Raw genomic sequence first — 18,808 nt, 5'->3', positions numbered from 1 at the left:
ATTCAAGATAGCGAAAATGTGCTCGTTTTTATTAAATATATTTAGCTCAGGTTTAAATAAGACTCACTTTCAAAAAGAACAGGTTACCCGACATACCTCCACCAGGAATAAATCAGCTTTTATTTCCCAAAATGTTAATGTCGGCTTAAGCTTTTGCTTATATAACGTAAATACTGCGTTTTTTGAGGATTGACTGATGAACAACACGTTTACGCGTGGCCAAATCTGCTTTCACTGGCTGGTATTTCTGCTGGTCGTGGTGACCTACGCCGCCATGGAGCTAAAAGGTTTTGCCGCCAAAGGTACGCCAGCCCGGGAGACCATGGCGTTAATCCACTATACGGCAGGCCTGAGCGTTCTGGTTTTGATGGTGATTCGCATCGGCCTTAAGATAGCTAACCGCGACCCGGATATCATCCCGACGCCGCCGCGCTGGCAAATCGTGGCGTCGAAAGCGCTGCACGGCGTGCTGTATCTGATGTTCCTCGCGCTGCCGGTGCTTGGCGTGCTGACGCTTTATTTCGGTCAGGTGCAGTGGTCCTTCTTTTCCCTGCCGATGCCCGTCGACCCGGTAGGCCATCCTGAACTGAAGCAAAACATGAAGGATATCCACGAGCTTATTGCTAACGCGGGCTATTTTATTGTCGGCGCACATGCCGCCGCCGCGCTGTTCCACCACTACGTGATGCGCGATAACACACTATTCCGTATGCTGCCGTGGAAAAAACTGCAGAAATAATACCGCAACGGGTCGGAGCGTATTTTACGCATCCGGCCCGTTATCATTCTTTTATTTTCCCTCTCGCTGCCGCTCGCTTACGGGAAAAATAAAATCCCTCCTAAGTCCCCCCTAAGTTTCTCCAGGTAAATTTTGCGTACTCAACAACGTATCCCGCGTTACCGACGCAGCATTTACCGGCACGACGATGCCAGAGGAAGGAAACATGCTTTCGACAGTAAAAACCCCCTCGACCTTTTCGCTGAACAAGGTGCCCGAAGTCACGCTCCTGTTCTGGTTGATTAAAATGATGTCCACCACCGTGGGCGAAACCGCCGCCGACTTCCTGAACATGAATATGGGTTGGGGGCTGACCAACACCTCGCTGTTTACCGGGCTGCTGTTCGTGGTGGTGCTGTTCTTCCAGATGCGCTCCGACCGCTATATTCCGGTGCTGTACTGGTCAACGGTGCTGCTCATCAGCGTTTTCGGCACCCTGGTCACCGATAACCTGACGGACCATTTCGGCGTGCCGCTGGCGCTCTCCACCAGCGTCTTCGCGGTGCTGCTGATGATTGTTTTCGGCGTCTGGTATTCGAAAGAGGGAACGCTATCTATCCATAGCATCATCACTCCGAAACGCGAGGGGTTTTACTGGCTCGCGATTCTTATCACCTTCTCGCTGGGTACGGCGGCGGGCGACTGGGCGGCAGAGGGGCTGGATCTCGGCTATCTCAACGCCGCAACGATGTTCGGTACCATGATTCTGATGACGACGATCAGCTACTATGCGCTGCGCGCCGACGGCGTGCTGTGCTTCTGGATAGTGTATATCCTGACCCGTCCGTTTGGCGCCTCCTGCGGCGATCTGCTGTCGCAACCTTCGGCCAACGGCGGTATGGGGCTTGGCACCACCGGCACCAGCGTGCTGTTCCTGCTGGCGATCGTCAGTCTGATTGGCTACCTCACCTATCGGGTAAAAATCGAGGCGCTGGAAGCAGAATCCCGTTGACCCGGGGCCTTTACAAAGGCATCGTCGCAGGGTGACATAACGGACTATCAGGCGATGAGAATACTGCTGGTTGAAGACGATCCGATGGTCGGCGAGGTGCTGGAAAGCTCGCTGAAAGATGCCTCCTATGCCGTAGACTGGGTGAAAAACGGCGACGACGCCCTTGCCGGGTTCGCCGCGCAGCCTTACGACGTGGTGCTGCTCGACCTCGGTTTACCGGGCAAGGACGGGTTTACGGTGCTCGACGGGCTGCGGCGAAAAGACGCCGCAGTACCGGTACTGATTCTGACCGCCCGCGACGCCCTCGCCGACCGTCTTAAAGGGCTCGACGGCGGGGCGGATGATTACATCCTCAAACCCTTTGAAATGAGCGAGCTGCTGGCCCGTATCCGGGCGGTAACCCGCCGCAGCAGCGGCAGCAGGACGCCGGTGATGAACAACGGCATCATGACCCTGGATCCGGCGACGCATGAAGTTTGCCTGCTTGCCAGCGGAGAGCGGTTTTTACTCTCCAACCGGGAATACGCCCTGCTCGCCGCGCTGATGCTGCGCCCGGGCGGGATCCTCTCCCGCCGCGATCTGGAAGACAGCATCTACGGCTGGGGCGAAGAGGTGGAGAGCAACGCCATCGAGTTTCTGATCCATGCCCTGCGTAAAAAACTTGGCCGCGAGGCGATTAAAAACATCAGGGGAGTCGGATGGCAGGTCTCAAAAAGCGGATAACCAACTCGGTACAGCTGCGCTTATCGGCGGTGCTGTGTATCGCCATTTTCGCCACCGCGCTGGCCAGCGGCGGGTTCGCCTTCTATTTTGCCCTTGATGAAGCCCACGAGCTACAGGACAACACCCTCGATCAGGTGGCCTGGGTAATCAAATACACCCCCGGCACCGACGCCGAACGCAACAAAATGGGCCAGCGTCTGGAAGGCGATAACGACGCCCAAATCTTCGTCGAGTACATCACCGCTGACGGCAAACATACCGGTGATTCCAACATTGCCTTTCATCTGCGTCCGCCGCTGCGGGAAGGTTTTCAGGATATCGTCACCCCCGGGGGCGCGTACCGCGTGCTTGTTCATCCGCTGACGCCGCAGATGTGGGTGGCTATCGGTCAGCCGACGGACGTGCGCAATGAAATCGCCTTTGACAGCGCCATCCGCACGCTGATCCCGTTCGCCCTGCTGCTGCCCATCCTGCTGCTGGTCACCACCGACCTGATTAAAAAAGCCTTTCGCCCGGTGATTCGCCTCGCCGACGACGTGCATCGCCGCGACGAGCAGGATTTAACGCCGCTGGCGGAGCACACCGTGCCGGATGAGATTCGCCCGTTCGTGAACGGCATCAATAAGCTGCTTAGCAAAGTGGACGGCGCGATGCAGACCCAGCAGCGCTTTATCGCCGATGCGGCCCACGAGCTGCGCACGCCGCTTACCGCGCTGTCGCTGCAGGCAGAGCGGCTGGCCGGGTCGGAGATGTCCCCTGAAGCGCAGTCGCGGCTGGACGCGCTGCGTCAGGGCCTAAAACGCGCGCACCACCTGCTGGAGCAGTTGCTGGCGCTCGCCCGGGAGCAGCAGACGCCGTCCGGACAGGTCAGAGAAACGGTGGCGGTCGATGCGGTATTCAGGCAGGTGATTGAAACCCTGCTGCCGCTGGCGATGGATAAAAACATTGATATCGGCGTCGCTGAGCCGCTACCGGCCAACGCGCAGATCGTGACCGACAAAAACACCCTCTATACGGCGCTGAAAAACCTGGTGGAAAACGCCATCCGCTACGTACCGGAAAATGGCCAGGTCGACCTGCGGCTGACGTTGAGCGGGCGCTGTGCGGTCATTGAGGTTGAAGATAATGGTCCGGGAATCGACGAAAACAAGCGCGAGCGGGTGTTTGACGCGTTTTACCGGCTGGAAGGCGCCACCCAGCCCGGCTCAGGGCTCGGGTTATCCATCGTGAAGACCTGCGTGCACCGCCTCGGCGGCACCATCACCCTGCATCAGGCGGCGCATTTCGCTACCGGGCTACAGGCAAGGATTACCCTGCCTGTGGCGCCCGGGGAACGGTTAACATAAGCCGGACATCACCATCCCGGCACCGCTCCGCCGTTAAACAGCGTTTCCGCCGCTTTTGCGACTTCAGGCGACTGATACGACTGGATAAACGCCTTCACGTTTTCCGCGTCTTTGTTGTTTTCGCGGGTCACGATGATGTTCACGTACGGCGAGTTTTTGTCTTCAATAAACACGCTGTCATGCACCGGCGACAGGCCAATCTGCTGGATATAGGTGGTGCTGATGATCGCCACATCGACCTTCGGGTCGTCCAGCACGCGGGGCAGCTGCGCGCCCTCCATCTCCATGATGTTCAGCTTGTGCGGGTTGTCGCTGATATCCAGCGACGTCGGCAGCAGCCCTTTCCCCGGCTTAAGGGTAATCAGCTTCTCTTTTTGCAGCAGCAGCAGCGCGCGTCCGAGGTTGGTCGGGTCGTTGGGAATGGCGATGGTCGCGCCGTCTTTCAGCTCCGACACCGCTTTAATCTTGCGGGAGTAGCCGGCCATCGGGAAGACAAAGGTGTTGCCGACCGCGACCAGCTGATAGTTGTGCGCTTTGTTATCCTGCTCCAGAAACGGGCGATGCTGGAATACGTTGGCGTCCAGCTCGCCGGCGTTGGTCGCGTCGTTCGGCAGCAGGGAGCCGCTAAAACCCACCAGTTCGACGTCGAGACCGTACTTCTCTTTCGCCACCTTCTTCGCCACCTCGGCCACATCCTGCTCGGCGCCGTTAATCACGCCCACCTTGATGTGTTTACTGTCGCTGCTCTGCGGGTCGCACCCCGCCAGAAGCAGGCCTGCCAGCAGCAGCGCCGCCGCGGGACGAAAACGCGCTATCATCTTGTTCATTGTGCTTTCCCTGTGTCGATGTGTTTGATTCGGTACAGGAAAGACTATAGCGGCTCGGGCGAGGCAGGTTAAAAAATGAAAAGGAATAGATAAGACGTAAACGCTATTTAGCAATGCCTACCGCAGTCGCCACTCCCCCGGCGTCACGCCATACGCTTTCTTAAACGCCCGCGAAAATGAGGCCAGCGACCGAAAGCCGCATTCCGCAGCCACCTCTTCGATGTTGCGCTGCCGGTGCGCCACCAGCAGACGAGCCGCCATCGCCATCCGCAGCCGGGTAAGCCAGGTCTGCGGCGTCAGGTGGTAACTGCTGGCGAAATGACGGGCAAAGGTGGCGCGGGAAAGAAAGCTGCGGGCCGCCATACTTTCCAGCGTCCATGACTGCTGAGGATTTTCCAGCACCGCCATCACGGCGGCGGTCAGACGGCTATCGGTCATCAGGCGCAACAGCCCGGCAGGCGGCGTCCGGCTGCTCATCAGAATACGCATCAGCAGCGCCAGGAACGTGGTGGCCAGGCTTTGCACAATGGCGGCACTTCCGTTATGTCCGGCCAGGCTCTCGCGCACCAGCATATTCAGCAGCGTTTCCAGCTCCGGGCAATCGTGGCGATCGTGGGTATGCAGGTGAATCAGCGGTTGGGAGTCGGCGAACAGCCAGCCGATGTGCGGGCCGAAATAGAACTCGCCGCACAGCATCTCTACCGGCTCGCCGCCGTCGGTACGCAGTTCGGTCACGGTGCCGTTGAAACGCTGGGCGACCGGCAGCACCTGCCCCCAGTCCACCAGGCTCTCAATCATATGCGGCGAACCGTACGGTAGCAGTACGACGTCCCCCTGCTGCACCCGGAAGGTCTGTCCCCCCATCACCAGCCGCCCTTCGCCCTGCAAAATGACGTGCCACGGCACCACCCCGGCGGTGAGCTGATCGTGCCCCGCCTGCCAGCGGCCGCCAAACCGGCAGTGCAGGTTAACCTCGCAGCGCGGCGACAGCAGCGCCAACAGATGACTGAGCGTATCCATAGATCCAGTTGAGACGATAAGACAAAAAAATGAGACGACAAGGGTCAGTCTAGCACAGCAAAAGCCCGTATTCTCTGCTCATCGCCGCAAGGCGCCCGCTACCTAAGGAGAAAACCATGAGCCGCTTAGCTGATATTCGTGAACAAGACGCTACGGGAAAAACCGCCGACCTGTTTGCCGCCATGAGGAAAATGATGGGTAAAGTGCCGAATACCTATCTCGCCATCGGCGGTCATGCGCCGGAAGTCATGGCCCAGGCGTTACAGCACAACGCCATGCTGCATAAAAGCAGCCTGAGTAAACGTGAGCAGGAAGCAATTAACCTGGCGGTCAGCGAAGCGACCGGCTGCGACTACTGCCTGGCCGCGCACACCATGATGGCGAAAATGGCCGGCTACACGCCGGAGCAGGTGAAAGCCCTGCGCCGCGGCGACTACCCGGAAGATGCGCACCTGGACGCGCTGGTGAAATTCGTGCAGAAGGTGGTGAGCACGCGCAATACCCTGCCGGAAGCCGACGTCAGCGCGTTTCGCAACGCCGGGTTTAACGACCAGCAGGTAATTGAGACCCTGAGCGCGGTCAGCGCTATTCTGTTTACCAATATGGTAAATCGCGTCATTGACCCGGTCATTGATTTCCCGAAAGCAGAGTAACCCGCCCGCGCCGTATTCAATGATGCGCCTTCTTCAGCGGCGCTTCGCGCAGGAACCACGACAGCGCGAAGGCCAGCACCATAATGCAGGCGGCCATCAGGAATGCGGCGTGGATAGCCGCGCCGAAAGCATCCAGATAGTCACCGCGCAGGGCGTCCGGCAGGTGGTGAATCGCCACCGGGTTCATCCCGTGCGGGATCTCGGCGCCTTCCGGCAGCAGGCGCGTCAGGTTTGACTGCAGCACATGGGTGAACACCGCGCCAAACAGCGCCACGCCGATCGAGCCGCCAATCGAGCGGAACAGCGTAACCCCGGAGGTCGCCACCCCGTACATGTTCGCTGCCACCGAGTTCTGTACCGCCAGCACCAGCACCTGCATCACCAGGCCGAGCCCCATCCCCAGCACGCCGGTGAACAGGTACAGCTGCCAGGTCGGCGAGCTAATCGTAATCCGCGTCAGCAGCACCATCCCGACCACGCCCAGCAGCGTCCCGGCGATGGGAAACAGGCGATACTTCCCGGTATGGCTGATAATGCGTCCGCTGATAATCGAGGTCAGCAGCAGACCGCCCATCAGCGGGATCAGCTGCAGCCCCGCCTCGGTCGGCGTCGCCCCTTTCACCACCTGCAGATACAGCGGCAGGAAGGTGACCGAGCCAAACAGCGACATGCCGATAATCAGCCCAATCAGGCTGCACAGCAGAAAGCTGCGGTTGCGAAACAGCGACAGCGGAATAATAGGCTCCCACGCCAGCCGCTCTTCATAGATAAACCCGGCAATCCCCACCAGGCCAAACGCCAGGATGCACCACAGCTGAGGGTCGTTCCACGGGCGCAGCGTACCGCCTTCGGTAGTAAAGAGGATGATGCACAGCAGCGCCATGCTCAGGTAGACCGCGCCCAGCCAGTCAATCTCATGCTGGCGGCGGGCGTTGCTGTTGTGAAACACCACGCCGATCACCAGCAGCGCAAACACGCCAAGCGGCAGGTTGATATAAAAAATCCAGCGCCAGGAGGCATGCTGCACGATAAAGCCGCCAATCAGCGGGCCAATCACCGTCGCAAGGCCAAAAACGCCGCCAAACAGCCCCTGATAGCGACCGCGATCGGCGGGTGGAATGACGTCCGCCACCGCCGCCATGCTGATCACCATCAGGCCGCCGCCGCCCAGCCCCTGCAGGGCGCGCATCAGCACCAGCTGCGTCATGTTCTGCGCCATCCCGCACAGGGCGGAGCCGACAAGAAACAGCACGATGGCAATCTGCAGCACCCGCTTGCGGCCGAACAGATCGCCAAACTTACCGTACAGCGGCACCACGATAGTTGAGGTCAGAATATAGGCCGTCACCACCCAGGAGAGCTGGTCCAGCCCGCCCAGTTCGCCGACAATCGTCGGCAGCGCCGTCGAGACAATGGTCTGATCGAGCGCCGACAGCAGCATCACCAGCAGCAGCGCGCTGAACAGCAAACGGACCGAACGAACGCTCGTCAGCGGCTGCGTCATTGTGTGCGATTCCATACCAGGCTCACTTGAAATTAATTAATTGCATAATTAATATTTGAGTAAATCAGGATTCAGGTCAAGAGACAGTCAGCCGATGACAGCACGAAACGACAATAACGCCGCCCCCCGTCGTCCGGGGCGCCCGCGCGGTAAAGCCGCCGGTACCGCCAACCGCGAACAGCTGATGGACATCGCCCTGCAGCTGTTCGCCCGCCACGGTATCGCCCATATCTCATTGAATGCGATAGCTAAAGAGGCCGGTGTGACGCCCGCCATGCTGCACTACTACTTCACCAGCCGCGACGCGCTGGTCGACCGGCTGCTGGAGGAACGCTTCATGCCGCTGCGCAACCGCATCAGCACGGTGTTTAGCCGGCACCCGGACGACCCGGTCACCGCCTTTACCCTGATGGTGCAGGTGCTGGCGGAGCTGGCGGAACAGCACGCATGGTTCGCGCCGCTGTGGATGCAGGAGATGATTGGCGAGATGCCGGTGCTGCGCCAGCACATGCACGCCCGCTTCGGCGACGAGAAATATCACCAGATGCTGAGCACAGTGGCGCGCTGGCAGCAGGCGGGCAAACTGAACCCCGGGCTGGCACCGGAGCTGCTCATCACGACGCTGATAAGCCTGGTGCTGGTGCCTTTCTCCCGGATACGCAGCGATGAACGGCTGCACGCGGTGGCGCCGGAGACTATCGTGCGCCACGCCCTGGCGCTGATGCGCCAGGGTCTTGCCGGTTAAATGCTCTTGATCAGATAGTGGCGCTGCATGCCTTCCTGGGGGAAATCATCAAGCGTGGTTTTGAGCGTAAAGCCGTACTTCTCGTAGAACGGTCTGGCCTGAAAGCTGATGGTGTCCACCAGCGCGTGGCGGCAGCCGTAGGTACGGGCATTTTCCTCGGCGGCGCGAATCAGCTGGCTGCCAAGCCCCTTGCCGCGCGCCTGCGTACTGACCCATAAATAGCTGATGCACAGCCAGTCGCCTTTACGGTCGGCAATTAACCCGCCGGTCATTTTTCCCTGCCCATCGCGGGCATACACCGCCAGGTTCCCCCAGCCGGAAGTATCAATAAACTGGCGGTTATAGGCTCTTAACCCCTCCAGCAGCTCGTGTTGATCCTCAGCGGTAATCGTATCCGTCACGTTAATCTGCATCGGCCTGGCTCCTTTCTTATTGTGCGCGTCGTGGTGTTCTACACTATTGCACATCTTTTTCGTCGTTCATGTAATAATAAAAAATTCCTCAACATTGCAGTAATGACGGTGAAGCCGTAATCTTATCGTGATTATCTTCACATCAATGGAATAATTTATTCCTTATACTGATGGCATCTGATGAATACGAGGCAAGTATGAGTATCGACCTGAGTAAACTGCTGACCGAGCGTCGCAACGCCAACAGCACCCACATTGACACCCTGTCCACCGAAGAGATGCTGGCGGTGATCAACCGTGAAGACCAGCAGGTGCCTCACGCCATCACCCCCTATCTGCCGCAGATTGCGCAGGTGGTTGATAAGGTCGCCGCCGCGCTGCAAAACGGCGGCCGTCTGATCTATATCGGCGCAGGCACCTCCGGGCGCCTGGGCATTCTTGACGCCAGCGAATGTCCGCCCACCTTCGGCACCCGCCCTGAACAGGTCGTCGGGCTGATTGCCGGGGGACACAAGGCTATCTTAAGCGCCGTTGAGCGCGTGGAAGACAACAAAACGCAGGGCGCGGACGATCTTAAAGCCATCAGCTTCAGCGCCCAGGACGTGCTGGTCGGCCTGGCGGCCAGCGGCCGCACGCCGTACGTGATCGGCGCCATGGAGTACGCCAAAAGCCTGAACGCCTGCGTGGCGATTGTCAGCTGCAACCCGCACGGCGAGATGGCGCAGCTGGCGGATATCGCCATCACGCCGGCGGTAGGCCCGGAAGTGGTCACCGGCTCTACCCGTCTGAAGGCGGGCACCGCGCAGAAGCTGGTGCTGAATATGATAACCACCGGCGCGATGATCCGCATCGGCAAGGTGTACAGCAACCTGATGGTGGATGTCGAAGCCACCAACGCCAAGCTGATTGAGCGCCAGGTCTCCATCGTCATGGAAGCCACCGACTGCGACCGCCCGACAGCGCAGGCCGCGCTGGACGCCTGCAGCCGCCACTGCAAAACGGCGATCGTCATGGTGATGGCGGGGCTGAGCGCCGACGATGCGAAACGCCTGCTTTCGCAACATCATGGATTTATTCGTCAGGCGCTGCAGCAGGCCTGATCTCTATACGTACGGGTAACGCTGAATGGCCAAAATAACGAAAGAGATGATAGCCCGGATCCTGTCCCACGTGGGCGGCGCCGGAAACGTAGCCCAGGTCGGAAACTGCATGACCCGCCTGCGCCTGACGTTACGTAATGATGCGCTCACTGACGTTGCCGCTATCCGCCAGATTGACGGCGTGATGGGCGTTATCGTCAGCGACGATCAGTTCCAGGTGGTGCTCGGCCCCGGTAAAGCGCAGACCGCCGCGGAAATGATGAACCAGATGATGGAGAACGAACCGGCCCTCGGGGCGGCGTCAGGCCAGTCGCTGGCGGACGTGGCGGCGGCGAAAAAGCAGGAGCTGAAAGGCAAGCAGACCAGCAGCTTACAAAAGTTTCTGGCGAAATTCGCGACCATCTTCACCCCGCTGATTCCCGGATTTATCGCCGTCGGTCTGCTGCTGGGCTTCGCCACGCTGGCAGAGCAGGCGTTCGTGCTGGAGAATGCCCATCCGAATGCGGTTCTGGTCGAAATTATCGGCTACATGAAGGTGTTCAGTAAGGGAATGTTCACCTTCCTGAGTATTCTGATTGGCTATAACGCGCAGAAGGCGTTCGGCGGCTCCGGCGTCAACGGGGCGATCATCGCCGCGCTGTTCGTGCTGGGCTATAACCCGGACGCCACGGTCGGCTTCTACTCCGGTATTTCGAACTTCTTCGGCCATGGGATCGATCCGCGCGGCAACATCATCGGCGTACTGATAGCATCTATCATCGGCGCCTGGGTCGAGCGCCGCGTGCGCAGCATCATGCCCGCGAACCTCGACATGATCCTCACCTCCGCCGTCACGCTGCTTATCATGGGCGCCGTTACCTTTATTGTGATTATGCCGATAGGCGGGTATCTGTTCACCGGCATGTCGTGGCTGTTCCTGCACCTTAACGGCAACCCGTTCGGTTCGGCGGTGCTGGCGGGTCTGTTCCTGCTGGCGGTGATGTTCGGCGTGCACCAGGGATTTGTGCCGGTCTATTTCGCGCTGATGGATGCCCAGGGCTTCAACTCGCTGTTTACCATCCTGGCGATGGCGGGCGCGGGGCAGGTCGGCGCGGCGCTGGCGCTCTACTTCCGCGCCAAAAAAGACGCGCTGCTGCGTACGCAGATTAAAGGCGCGATTATCCCGGGCCTGCTCGGCGTCGGCGAACCGCTGATTTACGGCGTTACGCTGCCGCGCATGAAGCCGTTTATCACCGCCTGCCTCGGCGGCGCCTGCGGCGGGTTCTTTATCGGCCTGGTCGCCTGGATGGGGCTGCCGGTGGGGCTTAATACCGTGTTTGGCCCGTCCGGTCTGGTGGCGCTGCCGCTGATGACCTCCGGCCACGGCATCTACGCCGGGATGGCGGTTTACGCCGCTGGCCTGTGCGTCGCCTATCTTTGCGGCTTTGTGCTGACCTGGCTGTTTGGCAGTAAAAATGTCGATTTAAGCTGATTCCCCCATCAGCCTTGCGGTACTCCTTGATTTCTGGAGGCTTCGGCCTCCTTTTTTTTCGCCTGTGCTATGATGCCCTCACACCAAAAAACGCTGACGAGGATAAGATGAGCTCCACCAGAAAAGGGATGCTTAACGTACTGATCGCCGCCGTATTGTGGGGCAGTTCAGGGGTTTGCGCGCAGTACATTATGGCGCAAAGCCAGATGTCATCGCCGTTTCTGACCATGGTGCGCCTGCTGTTCGCCGGGTTCATCCTGCTCACCCTCGCTTTCGTTCATGGCGACAAAATTTTCCGTATTCTGAAAAACCGTAAAGACGCCTTCAGCCTGCTGGTATTTTCGCTGGTCGGCGCGCTGACCGTGCAGCTGACCTTTCTGCTGACGATTGAAAAATCCAACGCCGCCACCGCGACGGTGCTGCAGTTTTTATCGCCGACCATTATCGTGGCGTGGTTTGCGCTGGTGAAAAAAGCGCGCCCCGGGCCGCTGGTCTTCGCCGCGATTTTCACCTCGCTTATCGGCACCTTTCTGCTGGTGACCCACGGCAACCCGACGTCGCTTTCGGTATCGCCTGCCGCGGTATTCTGGGGTATCGCCTCCGCCTTTGCCGCCGCGTTTTACACCACTTACCCTTCCACGCTTATCGCCCGCTACGGCACGCTGACGATCGTCGGCTGGAGCATGCTGCTGGGCGGCGCGTTTCTGCTGCCGTTTTATGCGGACAGGAGCCAGACGTTTGTGGTGAACGGCAGCCTGGTGCTGGCGTTTTTCTACCTGGTGGTGATTGGCACCTCGCTCACCTTCAGCCTGTATCTGAAGGGCGCGCAGATGATTGGCGGCCCGAAGGCCAGCATTCTGAGCTGTGCCGAACCGCTCAGCAGCGCCCTGCTGTCTGTGATATTACTGGGGGTGAGTTTTGCGCTGCCGGACTGGCTGGGCACGCTGCTTATTCTGTCGTCCGTGGTGCTGATTTCACTGGATTCGCGCAAAAGGACGAAGCCCACGTTATAGTTGAATCATTACATCTGACGGGAGGTCATCCGATGAAATTCGCATCTTTACTGTGCGCCGCCGCCTTGCTGAGCGCCCCGGCCGTGGTTGCCAGCTCTCCGCTGGAAGGCCTGAAGTTTGAGCAACAAAAGCAGCAGGTAATAAAAGATATCAAAGCCGCCTGCAAGCCGAAGACCACCCTCAGCGACAATGATTTCGCGAATAAAGTGCTGGCCTCCGAGGACAATAAACTCAACGTCCGCAACGCCACGCTGGAGCTGGAGCGCAATAACAAGCAGGGCTACAAAGAGGCGATCGGTAAAGTGAAATGCCCGGCGCTGTAGCCGGGCACGGCAGCGGTTTAGCGCTGGCCTAACCGTCGGGCGATACGCTCAAGCTTCATCATCAAAAGCAGCGTGATCGCCACCAGCACGATGGTCAGCGCCGCGCCGTCGGCGATATTGCCGCGGTCGGTCAGGCTGAAAATCGCCACCGGCAGCGTCGTCCAGCCCGGCGGGTAAATCATGACCGTGGCCCCCAGCTCTCCCATCGACAGCGACAGGCTGAGCGCCAGCGCGGAGAGCATCCACGGCATCAGCAGCGGCAGCGTGATGTGGCGCAGCTTGTACCACGGCGAGGCGCCGAGGCTCGACGCGACGTTTTCAATATCGGCAGAAATGCGCGCCAGCCCCGTCGACACATTGCTGAAGGTGAAGGCGGAAATCAGCACAAAGTGCGCCGCCAGCACAATCCCGAACGTCCCGTTCATCTGCAGCGGCCCCTGGCTGAAGGCCACCAGAATCCCCAGCCCGACCGATACCGACGGGATCGCGCTCGGCAGGTAAAACGCCATCCCCAGATATTTTTGCACCCGGCCGCTGTACTGACGCAGCGCCACCGCCGCCCAGACGCCGCACAGCAGCGCGAACAGGCTGGCGCAAAAACCGATCGTCAGACTGGAGAACAGCGCATCCCAGGCCGCGCCGCGAAACGCGTTCACAAAGTGCGCCAGCGTAAACCCGGACGGCAGCACACCGTTCCACTGCTGGCTCAGGCTGGACATCAAAATCACCGCCAACGGCAGAAAGAAGAAAACGGCGAACAGCGTTACCGCCAGCGCGCCCGCGGCGATACGCCCTTTCGAGGACCAGATTAACATCATGCGCTCCTTATGCCGGTACGGGAGGCCGCCACGCGGTAGAGCAGGAATAGCCCCAGCGACAGCAGGATATTGAGCAACGCTACCATGCAGGCCACGCCGTAGTCAGACTCGAGAATCGCCTTGCTGTAGACCATCATCGGCAGCGTGTTGACGCCCTTGGCGCCGATAAACAGCACAATGCCGAACTCATTGGTGGTCAGCAGCAGGCACAGGCTTCCGCCCGCCAGCAGCGCGGGCAGCGCCGCCGGAAAAATAACCTGCGCCATCACCCGCCACGGATGCGCGCCGAGAATGCTGGCGGCCTCCAGCTGGCTTTTATCGATTTGCCGCAGCGCCGCCATCAGCGGGCGCATCACCAGCGGCGTAAACACGGTGATTTCGGCGAGGATTACGCCCTGTATGGAGTACAGAAAATCCACCGGCGGCAGCGCGAAGCCGAACCCGGCCATCAGCGAGCCGTTAAGCAGCCCCGCCGACCCGTAGATAAAGGTGAAAGCGAGGGTGATTAAAAAAGTCGGCAGGGCGATGAAGGTATCGATCACCCGCCCCATCAGGGCGCTGCCGGGAAAAGGGATAAACACCAGAATCAGCGCCAGTACGCTGCCGAGCACCAGGCAGCCCAGCGTCGCGAACACCGCAATCTGCAGGGTATTGAGCAGCGCGCCGCTAAAACGGCGGGACTCCACCACCTGCCAGAAGGTATCAAGGCTCCAGTGGCCGCTGGTATCGCGCAGCGCCTGTTCGACAATCAGCAGCAGCGGATAGAAAAACAGCGTCGCCAGCACCAGCAGCGGCAGCACCACCCACAGACCGCGACGCGCCTGCGCGGCCGAGCGTTCCAGCGTCATCAATATCGACATATCACACCTCGATCAGTACGGCGTCGCCAGGTTCAAAGTAGAGCGCCAGCCGGTCGCCCGCGCGCGGCAGTGGGTTAACCTGCGTGAGCACGATACGCACCATTTCACCGGCGACATCGCACAGCAGATGGGTTAAATCCCCCTGCCAGTGCACCGACGTCAGCACCGCGTTGAGGCGGTTGCTTTGCACCGAACGCGGCGTCAGGCTCATGTGCTGGGGGCGAATGCACAGCAGCTTGTTATGGCCGTGGTGCATCCCCTGGCTCCAGGCGTTTACCAGCGTTCCGCCGCAGCTGACGTTAACCATCCCCGCCGCCGGCGAGGCGTTCAGCGCGGTCGCGGCGAGAATGTTGGCGCGCCCCAGGAACTCGGCGGCGAAACGGTTAGGCGGATGGTGATAGAGCGCATGCGTTTCGCCATGGGCAATCAGCGAACCGTCCTTCATGATGCCTATTTTATCGGCCAGGGTCAGGGCTTCGGTCTGATCGTGGGTGACATAGAGAATGGTCAGTTCGGGCAGCTCGCGGTGCAGGCGGGCAATCTCCTCGACCATCGAATGGCGGATTTGCGCATCCAGCGCCGACAGCGGCTCATCAAGCAGCAGCACCCGCGGACGGACGGCGATGGCGCGGGCGATGGCCACGCGCTGCTGCTGGCCGCCGGAGAGCTGATGCGGGTAGCGGGTTGCGTAATCCGACATGCCGACGATTTTCAGCGCCTCGGCAACCCGCCCGGCAATCAGCGCGTTGGGCTGCTTTTGCGCCCGCAGGCCGAAGGCGACGTTATCCTCTACCTTCATGTGCGGGAACAGGGCGTAGTTTTGCACCACCATGCCCAGGCCGCGCCTGTAGGGCGGCAGGCGGGTGACGTCCGTGTCGCCAATCAAAATACGTCCGCCAGCCGGTTGCACAAACCCCGCAATGGCGCGCAGCACCGTGGTTTTCCCCGAGCCGGAGGGGCCGATCAGCGCCAGCACTTCACCGGGTTCGATGGTCAATGACAGCGGCTTGAGCACCACGTTGCCGTGGTAGGAGACGCGCAGCGAATCCAGGGTTATCCCGGAGGTTCCCGCGCACACGCCAGGCTGGAAGGTCGTATTTTTCATCAACATCACGCTTACTCGCTGTCGGTCACTTTATGCCAGCGGGCAATATCTGCCTGCAGAGAAACCGCAACGTCATCCCAGTTCGGCGCCCAGCTTTTCACGCCGTCCAGCGCGGCTTTTGCGGCCTGGTAATTGGCATCCGTCGGCGTCACGTCGTTGCGCACCGGCATCCCCCAGGAGAGGGCGCTGACGCTGCTCTGCGCCTCTTTCGTCAGCAGGAAGTTAATGAGTTTCTTACCGTTTTCGCTTTGCGGTCCGCCCTGGACCAGACCAATTACATACGGCAGCGCCAGCGCGCTGCGTTCGCCTTTGGCGTCTGCGGGCCAGAAAATTTTCACGTTCGGGTTGCGGGCCATCTGCGACAGGTTCATCTGCAGATCGCCGTTGGCGACGTACAGTTCGCCTTTGTTGACCAGCGCCGTCAGCTTGCCGGTGGAGGCGGAAGGCCCGACGTTGTTGGCCTGCAGCTTGCCGAGATAGTCAAAACCGGCGTCTTTGCCGCCAAAGCTGTGGAACGTCTGCAGCATCACCGCCGTACCGTCTCCGGCCTGCCCCGGCGTGGAGTACTGCAGCTTGTTCTTAAAGCGGCCGTCGAGCAGCTCCTGCCAGGTCGCCGGAGCTGCCTTCAGCGCCTTGTCGTTGTAGATGAAGCTCAGGTAGTTGTTCACCAGCGGCGCGTAGCGATCGGTAGCGCCCGCAATCTGCGCGGCGGACTCGGGTTTAAACTCGGCCAGCAGCTTTTCCGCCGCCGCGCGCTGAATGAACGGCGGTACCGTCACCAGCACGTCGGCCTGCGGGTTGCTGCGCTCTTTGGCCAGCCGCTCGACGATCGCGCCGGAGCCGCCCTCAACGTACTGCACCTTAATGCCCGTGGCTTTGGTAAAGGCGTCGAACTGATTCTGATACCAGCTGTTGTCGCCGTCGTGCAGACCGTCGGCGGAGTATACCGTCACTACGCCATCCGCCCAGACGGGGCTGCTTAGGAGGGCGAGCGTGGACAACAGAGCAAGTCGGGTGAGTTTCATCGTGTTAGCCTCGTGGAGTTGATAAGTATTCTGGTCTACACCAGATTTGTTTTTCACGCTAACCGGAGTTTGTGACAGAAAGATGAAAGAAAAACGTCAGTACCGTTTTTCGCGGCGAACAGGGAAATAGCAGCCCGGCGAGGATGCCGGGCAGAGGCGGGTATTCAGTGGGTATCGACTTCGATGCGCAGGCTGTCGTGGCGCCAGTATTCGATATCAAAATCGAGAATGCGCCCGTGCTGATCGTAGTTGAGGCGGCGCAGCAGCAGCGCCGGACGCCCCTCCATGACCCCCAGCGCTTCTGCGGCCTGCGGCGGCATCGAAGTGGGGTAGAACGTCAGGTGCATGCTGGTATAGATCAGGCCGTAATGGGTCTGATAAATCTCCGTCAGGCTGCCGTTGAGATCGTGGCGCAGCAGCTCCGGCACGCGGGCGGGCAGGCAGTGGTTTTCGCAGTAGCACACCGCGCGGCCGTCGGCGTAACGCAGGCGGGTCAGCAGGTAGATTTGGTCAAAGGGCTGCAGCGCCAGCGGAGCCATCACGTCCAGCGGTACGGTGGTTACGCGCCCGTCGAGCAGCGCCGTTTTCGGCTCGCGCCCCTGCTCCAGGCACAGCCGGTGGAAGTTGGTGTTCTGGGTCGGATCCAGCCACAGCCGCGCCGGCGTCACGAACCAGCCGCGGCGGTCGGCGCGGTAGATAGCGCCGCTGGACTCCAGCATCGCCAGGCTCTCGCGCACGGTCACGCGGGTGGTGTTGAAAATAGCGCACAGCTCGCGCTCAGACGGCAGCTTATCGCCGCTTTTCAGCGCGCCGTTCTGAATGCGCGCCTGCAGCTGCGCCTTGATCAACAGATACTGCGGTAACTCGCCAGCGGGTGATTTCATGGTGTTTCGCTATGGTTTTTGTTGCCGGTCATTATACACGGGCAGATGAATTTTTTGTTGCAGCCGCAGATTCCCTTTGACCTTCATGCGCCCTTTTCTTCATGATAATCGCAAATCTGGTATAGACCAAAGGTGAAACCTCATGACTTCGCGTAATTACCTGCTTCTGACCCCCGGCCCGCTTACCACCTCCCGCACGGTGAAAGAGGCCATGCTGTTCGACAGCTGCACCTGGGATGACGACTACAATCTCGGCGTGGTGCAGACCATCCGCCAGCAGCTGGTTGCGCTCGCCACGCCGCTGCCCGGCTATACCTCGGTGCTGCTGCAGGGCAGCGGCAGCTACGCGGTGGAGGCGGTGCTCGGCTCCGTCGTCGGCCATCAGGGCAAGGTGCTGATCGTCAGCAACGGCGCCTACGGCGCGCGGATGATTGAAATGGCCGCGCTGATGGGTGTGGCGCATCACGCGTATGACTGCGGCGAGGTGGCGCGCCCGGACGTGCAGGCGATCGAGGCTATCCTCCGCCAGGACAGCGCCATTACCCACATTGCGATGGTGCACTGCGAAACCACCACCGGCATGCTTAACCCCATCGCCGATGTCGCCGAACTGGCCCGCCGCTACCAGAAGCAGTACATCGTGGATGCGATGAGCAGCTTTGGCGGCATTCCGCTGGACGTCGCGGCGCTGAATATCGATTTCCTGATTAGCTCCGCCAACAAATGCATTCAGGGGGTGCCGGGGTTTGCCTTCGTGATCGCCCGCCAGTCGGCGCTGGAAGCCTGCAAAGGCCGCTCGCGCTCCCTGTCGCTCGACCTGTACGCCCAGTGGCGCTGCATGGAGGATAATCACGGCAAATGGCGCTTTACCTCGCCCACGCATACCGTGCTGGCCTTCGCCCAGGCGCTGAAAGAGTTGGCCGATGAGGGCGGTGTGGCGGCGCGCTATCAGCGCTACAGCGCCAACCAGCGTCGCCTGGTGGCGGGCATGCGCGCGCTTGGCTTCCAGCCGCTGCTCGACGATGCGCTGCATTCGCCGATCATCACCGCGTTCTTTTCGCCGCAGGCGCCGCAGTACCGCTTTAAGGCGTTCTATCAGCAGCTGAAAGATCAGGGGTTTGTTATCTATCCAGGGAAAGTATCGCAAAGCGACTGCTTCCGCATCGGTAATATCGGTGAGGTGTACGACGCCGACATCACCGCCCTGCTCGCCGCCATTGAACACGCCATGTACTGGAAACAGTAAGG

At 60.2% G+C, this 18,808-nt stretch carries 20 protein-coding genes; 11 read left to right on the top strand and 9 right to left on the bottom strand.

Annotated features, from left to right (window positions below; translation table 11 throughout):
• Positions 1–196 precede the first annotated feature (196 nt).
• The 4 genes from ENTCL_RS00310 to ENTCL_RS00295 all read left to right on the top strand — a co-directional run bounded on the left by ENTCL_RS00310 (position 197) and on the right by ENTCL_RS00295 (position 3,799).
• Positions 197–739 carry a cytochrome b gene (locus tag ENTCL_RS00310; RefSeq protein ID WP_013364122.1) on the top strand — a complete coding sequence of 181 codons (543 nt, stop codon included), beginning with the start codon at positions 197–199 and terminating at the stop codon, positions 737–739.
• Between the two features lie 205 nt (positions 740–944).
• Positions 945–1,730 (top strand): COG4705 family protein, encoded by a 786-nt coding sequence (locus ENTCL_RS00305; protein ID WP_013364121.1) that lies wholly within the window; start codon positions 945–947, stop codon positions 1,728–1,730.
• Positions 1,731–1,784: 54 nt separating this feature from the next.
• Positions 1,785–2,453, top strand: a complete 669-nt coding sequence (locus tag ENTCL_RS00300) for a response regulator transcription factor (RefSeq protein ID WP_013364120.1) — start codon at positions 1,785–1,787, stop codon at positions 2,451–2,453.
• Entirely contained in the window at positions 2,429–3,799 is a 1,371-nt protein-coding gene (locus ENTCL_RS00295; RefSeq protein WP_013364119.1) for a sensor histidine kinase, read from the top strand. The genes ENTCL_RS00300 and ENTCL_RS00295 overlap by 25 nt, the downstream gene beginning before the upstream one ends.
• Positions 3,800–3,807: 8 nt before the next feature.
• Here the strand turns inward: ENTCL_RS00295 and nlpA are convergent, their stop codons facing one another.
• The gene (nlpA, locus tag ENTCL_RS00290; protein WP_013364118.1) at positions 3,808–4,626 is read right to left on the bottom strand and encodes a lipoprotein NlpA; all 819 of its coding nucleotides are present in this window, start codon (positions 4,624–4,626) and stop codon (positions 3,808–3,810) included.
• 117 nt (positions 4,627–4,743) lie between these two features.
• Positions 4,744–5,646, bottom strand: a complete 903-nt coding sequence (locus tag ENTCL_RS00285; RefSeq protein WP_013364117.1) for an AraC family transcriptional regulator — start codon at positions 5,644–5,646, stop codon at positions 4,744–4,746.
• Between the two features lie 116 nt (positions 5,647–5,762).
• On the opposite strand from ENTCL_RS00285, the gene ENTCL_RS00280 reads away from it, so the two are divergent.
• Positions 5,763–6,299 carry a carboxymuconolactone decarboxylase family protein gene (locus tag ENTCL_RS00280; RefSeq protein WP_013364116.1) on the top strand — a complete coding sequence of 179 codons (537 nt, stop codon included), beginning with the start codon at positions 5,763–5,765 and terminating at the stop codon, positions 6,297–6,299.
• A 16-nt stretch (positions 6,300–6,315) separates the two neighbouring features.
• Here ENTCL_RS00280 and ENTCL_RS00275 read toward each other — a convergent pair whose 3' ends face one another.
• A complete protein-coding gene (locus tag ENTCL_RS00275) occupies positions 6,316–7,818 on the bottom strand; it encodes an MDR family MFS transporter (RefSeq protein WP_013364115.1) in 1,503 nt (500 codons plus the stop codon).
• A gap of 79 nt (positions 7,819–7,897) precedes the next feature.
• Between ENTCL_RS00275 and ENTCL_RS00270 the strand changes: the two genes are divergently transcribed.
• Positions 7,898–8,548 (top strand): TetR/AcrR family transcriptional regulator, encoded by a 651-nt coding sequence (locus tag ENTCL_RS00270; RefSeq protein ID WP_013364114.1) that lies wholly within the window; start codon positions 7,898–7,900, stop codon positions 8,546–8,548.
• Here ENTCL_RS00270 and ENTCL_RS00265 read toward each other — a convergent pair.
• Entirely contained in the window at positions 8,545–8,961 is a 417-nt protein-coding gene (locus ENTCL_RS00265) for a GNAT family N-acetyltransferase (RefSeq protein ID WP_013364113.1), read from the bottom strand. The two genes, ENTCL_RS00270 and ENTCL_RS00265, sit on opposite strands and share 4 nt — an antisense overlap.
• 197 nt (positions 8,962–9,158) lie before the next feature.
• Here ENTCL_RS00265 and murQ point away from each other — a divergent pair, with 197 nt between their 5' ends.
• From murQ to ENTCL_RS00245, 4 genes are all read left to right on the top strand, one after another.
• Positions 9,159–10,061 carry an N-acetylmuramic acid 6-phosphate etherase gene (gene murQ, locus ENTCL_RS00260; RefSeq protein WP_013364112.1) on the top strand — a complete coding sequence of 301 codons (903 nt, stop codon included), beginning with the start codon at positions 9,159–9,161 and terminating at the stop codon, positions 10,059–10,061.
• A gap of 25 nt (positions 10,062–10,086) precedes the next feature.
• Positions 10,087–11,532, top strand: a complete 1,446-nt coding sequence (gene murP, locus ENTCL_RS00255) for a PTS N-acetylmuramic acid transporter subunit IIBC (RefSeq protein ID WP_013364111.1) — start codon at positions 10,087–10,089, stop codon at positions 11,530–11,532.
• Positions 11,533–11,639: 107 nt separating this feature from the next.
• Positions 11,640–12,545 (top strand): DMT family transporter, encoded by a 906-nt coding sequence (locus tag ENTCL_RS00250; RefSeq protein ID WP_013364110.1) that lies wholly within the window; start codon positions 11,640–11,642, stop codon positions 12,543–12,545.
• Positions 12,546–12,577: 32 nt separating this feature from the next.
• Positions 12,578–12,868, top strand: a complete 291-nt coding sequence (locus ENTCL_RS00245) for a YicS family protein (protein ID WP_013364109.1) — start codon at positions 12,578–12,580, stop codon at positions 12,866–12,868.
• Between the two features lie 17 nt (positions 12,869–12,885).
• Here the strand turns inward: ENTCL_RS00245 and phnV are convergent, their stop codons facing one another.
• The 5 genes from phnV to phnR all read right to left on the bottom strand — a co-directional run bounded on the left by phnV (position 12,886) and on the right by phnR (position 17,560).
• A complete protein-coding gene (gene phnV / locus ENTCL_RS00240) occupies positions 12,886–13,683 on the bottom strand; it encodes a 2-aminoethylphosphonate ABC transport system, membrane component PhnV (protein WP_013364108.1) in 798 nt (265 codons plus the stop codon).
• A complete protein-coding gene (gene phnU / locus ENTCL_RS00235; protein ID WP_013364107.1) occupies positions 13,683–14,546 on the bottom strand; it encodes a 2-aminoethylphosphonate ABC transporter permease subunit in 864 nt (287 codons plus the stop codon). Before phnU ends, phnV begins: the two co-directional genes overlap by 1 nt.
• Position 14,547: 1 nt before the next feature.
• Entirely contained in the window at positions 14,548–15,657 is a 1,110-nt protein-coding gene (phnT, locus tag ENTCL_RS00230) for a 2-aminoethylphosphonate ABC transport system ATP-binding subunit PhnT (RefSeq protein ID WP_013364106.1), read from the bottom strand.
• 5 nt (positions 15,658–15,662) lie between these two features.
• On the bottom strand, positions 15,663–16,676 hold the full coding sequence (gene phnS / locus ENTCL_RS00225; RefSeq protein ID WP_013364105.1) for a 2-aminoethylphosphonate ABC transporter substrate-binding protein: 1,014 nt from the start codon (positions 16,674–16,676) through the stop codon (positions 15,663–15,665).
• A 164-nt stretch (positions 16,677–16,840) separates the two neighbouring features.
• Entirely contained in the window at positions 16,841–17,560 is a 720-nt protein-coding gene (phnR, locus tag ENTCL_RS00220) for a phosphonate utilization transcriptional regulator PhnR (RefSeq protein WP_013364104.1), read from the bottom strand.
• 142 nt (positions 17,561–17,702) lie between these two features.
• Here phnR and phnW point away from each other — a divergent pair, with 142 nt between their 5' ends.
• Complete coding sequence (phnW, locus tag ENTCL_RS00215) at positions 17,703–18,806, top strand: 2-aminoethylphosphonate--pyruvate transaminase (RefSeq protein ID WP_013364103.1); 1,104 nt, start codon at positions 17,703–17,705, stop codon at positions 18,804–18,806.
• Positions 18,807–18,808: the final 2 nt, after the last annotated feature.

The organism is [Enterobacter] lignolyticus SCF1 (genome assembly GCF_000164865.1).
GTDB classification, from domain to species: Bacteria; Pseudomonadota; Gammaproteobacteria; order Enterobacterales; family Enterobacteriaceae; genus Enterobacter_B; species Enterobacter_B lignolyticus.
This window is presented reverse-complemented; position numbering and strand designations above follow the sequence as displayed.

Excerpts from the sequence above, each read along its gene's own strand:
- phnR (WP_013364104.1), bottom strand. The coding sequence starts at position 17,560 with ATGAAATCACCCGCTGGCGAGTTACCGCAGTATCTGTTGATCAAGGCG.
- ENTCL_RS00295 (WP_013364119.1), top strand. The coding sequence starts at position 2,429 with ATGGCAGGTCTCAAAAAGCGGATAACCAACTCGGTACAGCTGCGCTTA.
- ENTCL_RS00275 (WP_013364115.1), bottom strand. The coding sequence starts at position 7,818 with ATGGAATCGCACACAATGACGCAGCCGCTGACGAGCGTTCGTTCGGTC.
- phnS (WP_013364105.1), bottom strand. The coding sequence starts at position 16,676 with ATGAAACTCACCCGACTTGCTCTGTTGTCCACGCTCGCCCTCCTAAGC.
- phnT (WP_013364106.1), bottom strand. The coding sequence starts at position 15,657 with ATGTTGATGAAAAATACGACCTTCCAGCCTGGCGTGTGCGCGGGAACC.
- nlpA (WP_013364118.1), bottom strand. The coding sequence starts at position 4,626 with ATGAACAAGATGATAGCGCGTTTTCGTCCCGCGGCGGCGCTGCTGCTG.
- ENTCL_RS00270 (WP_013364114.1), top strand. The coding sequence starts at position 7,898 with ATGACAGCACGAAACGACAATAACGCCGCCCCCCGTCGTCCGGGGCGC.
- ENTCL_RS00305 (WP_013364121.1), top strand. The coding sequence starts at position 945 with ATGCTTTCGACAGTAAAAACCCCCTCGACCTTTTCGCTGAACAAGGTG.
- murP (WP_013364111.1), top strand. The coding sequence starts at position 10,087 with ATGGCCAAAATAACGAAAGAGATGATAGCCCGGATCCTGTCCCACGTG.
- phnW (WP_013364103.1), top strand. The coding sequence starts at position 17,703 with ATGACTTCGCGTAATTACCTGCTTCTGACCCCCGGCCCGCTTACCACC.
- ENTCL_RS00285 (WP_013364117.1), bottom strand. The coding sequence starts at position 5,646 with ATGGATACGCTCAGTCATCTGTTGGCGCTGCTGTCGCCGCGCTGCGAG.
- ENTCL_RS00300 (WP_013364120.1), top strand. The coding sequence starts at position 1,785 with ATGAGAATACTGCTGGTTGAAGACGATCCGATGGTCGGCGAGGTGCTG.
- phnV (WP_013364108.1), bottom strand. The coding sequence starts at position 13,683 with ATGTTAATCTGGTCCTCGAAAGGGCGTATCGCCGCGGGCGCGCTGGCG.
- ENTCL_RS00310 (WP_013364122.1), top strand. The coding sequence starts at position 197 with ATGAACAACACGTTTACGCGTGGCCAAATCTGCTTTCACTGGCTGGTA.
- phnU (WP_013364107.1), bottom strand. The coding sequence starts at position 14,546 with ATGTCGATATTGATGACGCTGGAACGCTCGGCCGCGCAGGCGCGTCGC.
- ENTCL_RS00245 (WP_013364109.1), top strand. The coding sequence starts at position 12,578 with ATGAAATTCGCATCTTTACTGTGCGCCGCCGCCTTGCTGAGCGCCCCG.
- ENTCL_RS00265 (WP_013364113.1), bottom strand. The coding sequence starts at position 8,961 with ATGCAGATTAACGTGACGGATACGATTACCGCTGAGGATCAACACGAG.
- murQ (WP_013364112.1), top strand. The coding sequence starts at position 9,159 with ATGAGTATCGACCTGAGTAAACTGCTGACCGAGCGTCGCAACGCCAAC.
- ENTCL_RS00250 (WP_013364110.1), top strand. The coding sequence starts at position 11,640 with ATGAGCTCCACCAGAAAAGGGATGCTTAACGTACTGATCGCCGCCGTA.
- ENTCL_RS00280 (WP_013364116.1), top strand. The coding sequence starts at position 5,763 with ATGAGCCGCTTAGCTGATATTCGTGAACAAGACGCTACGGGAAAAACC.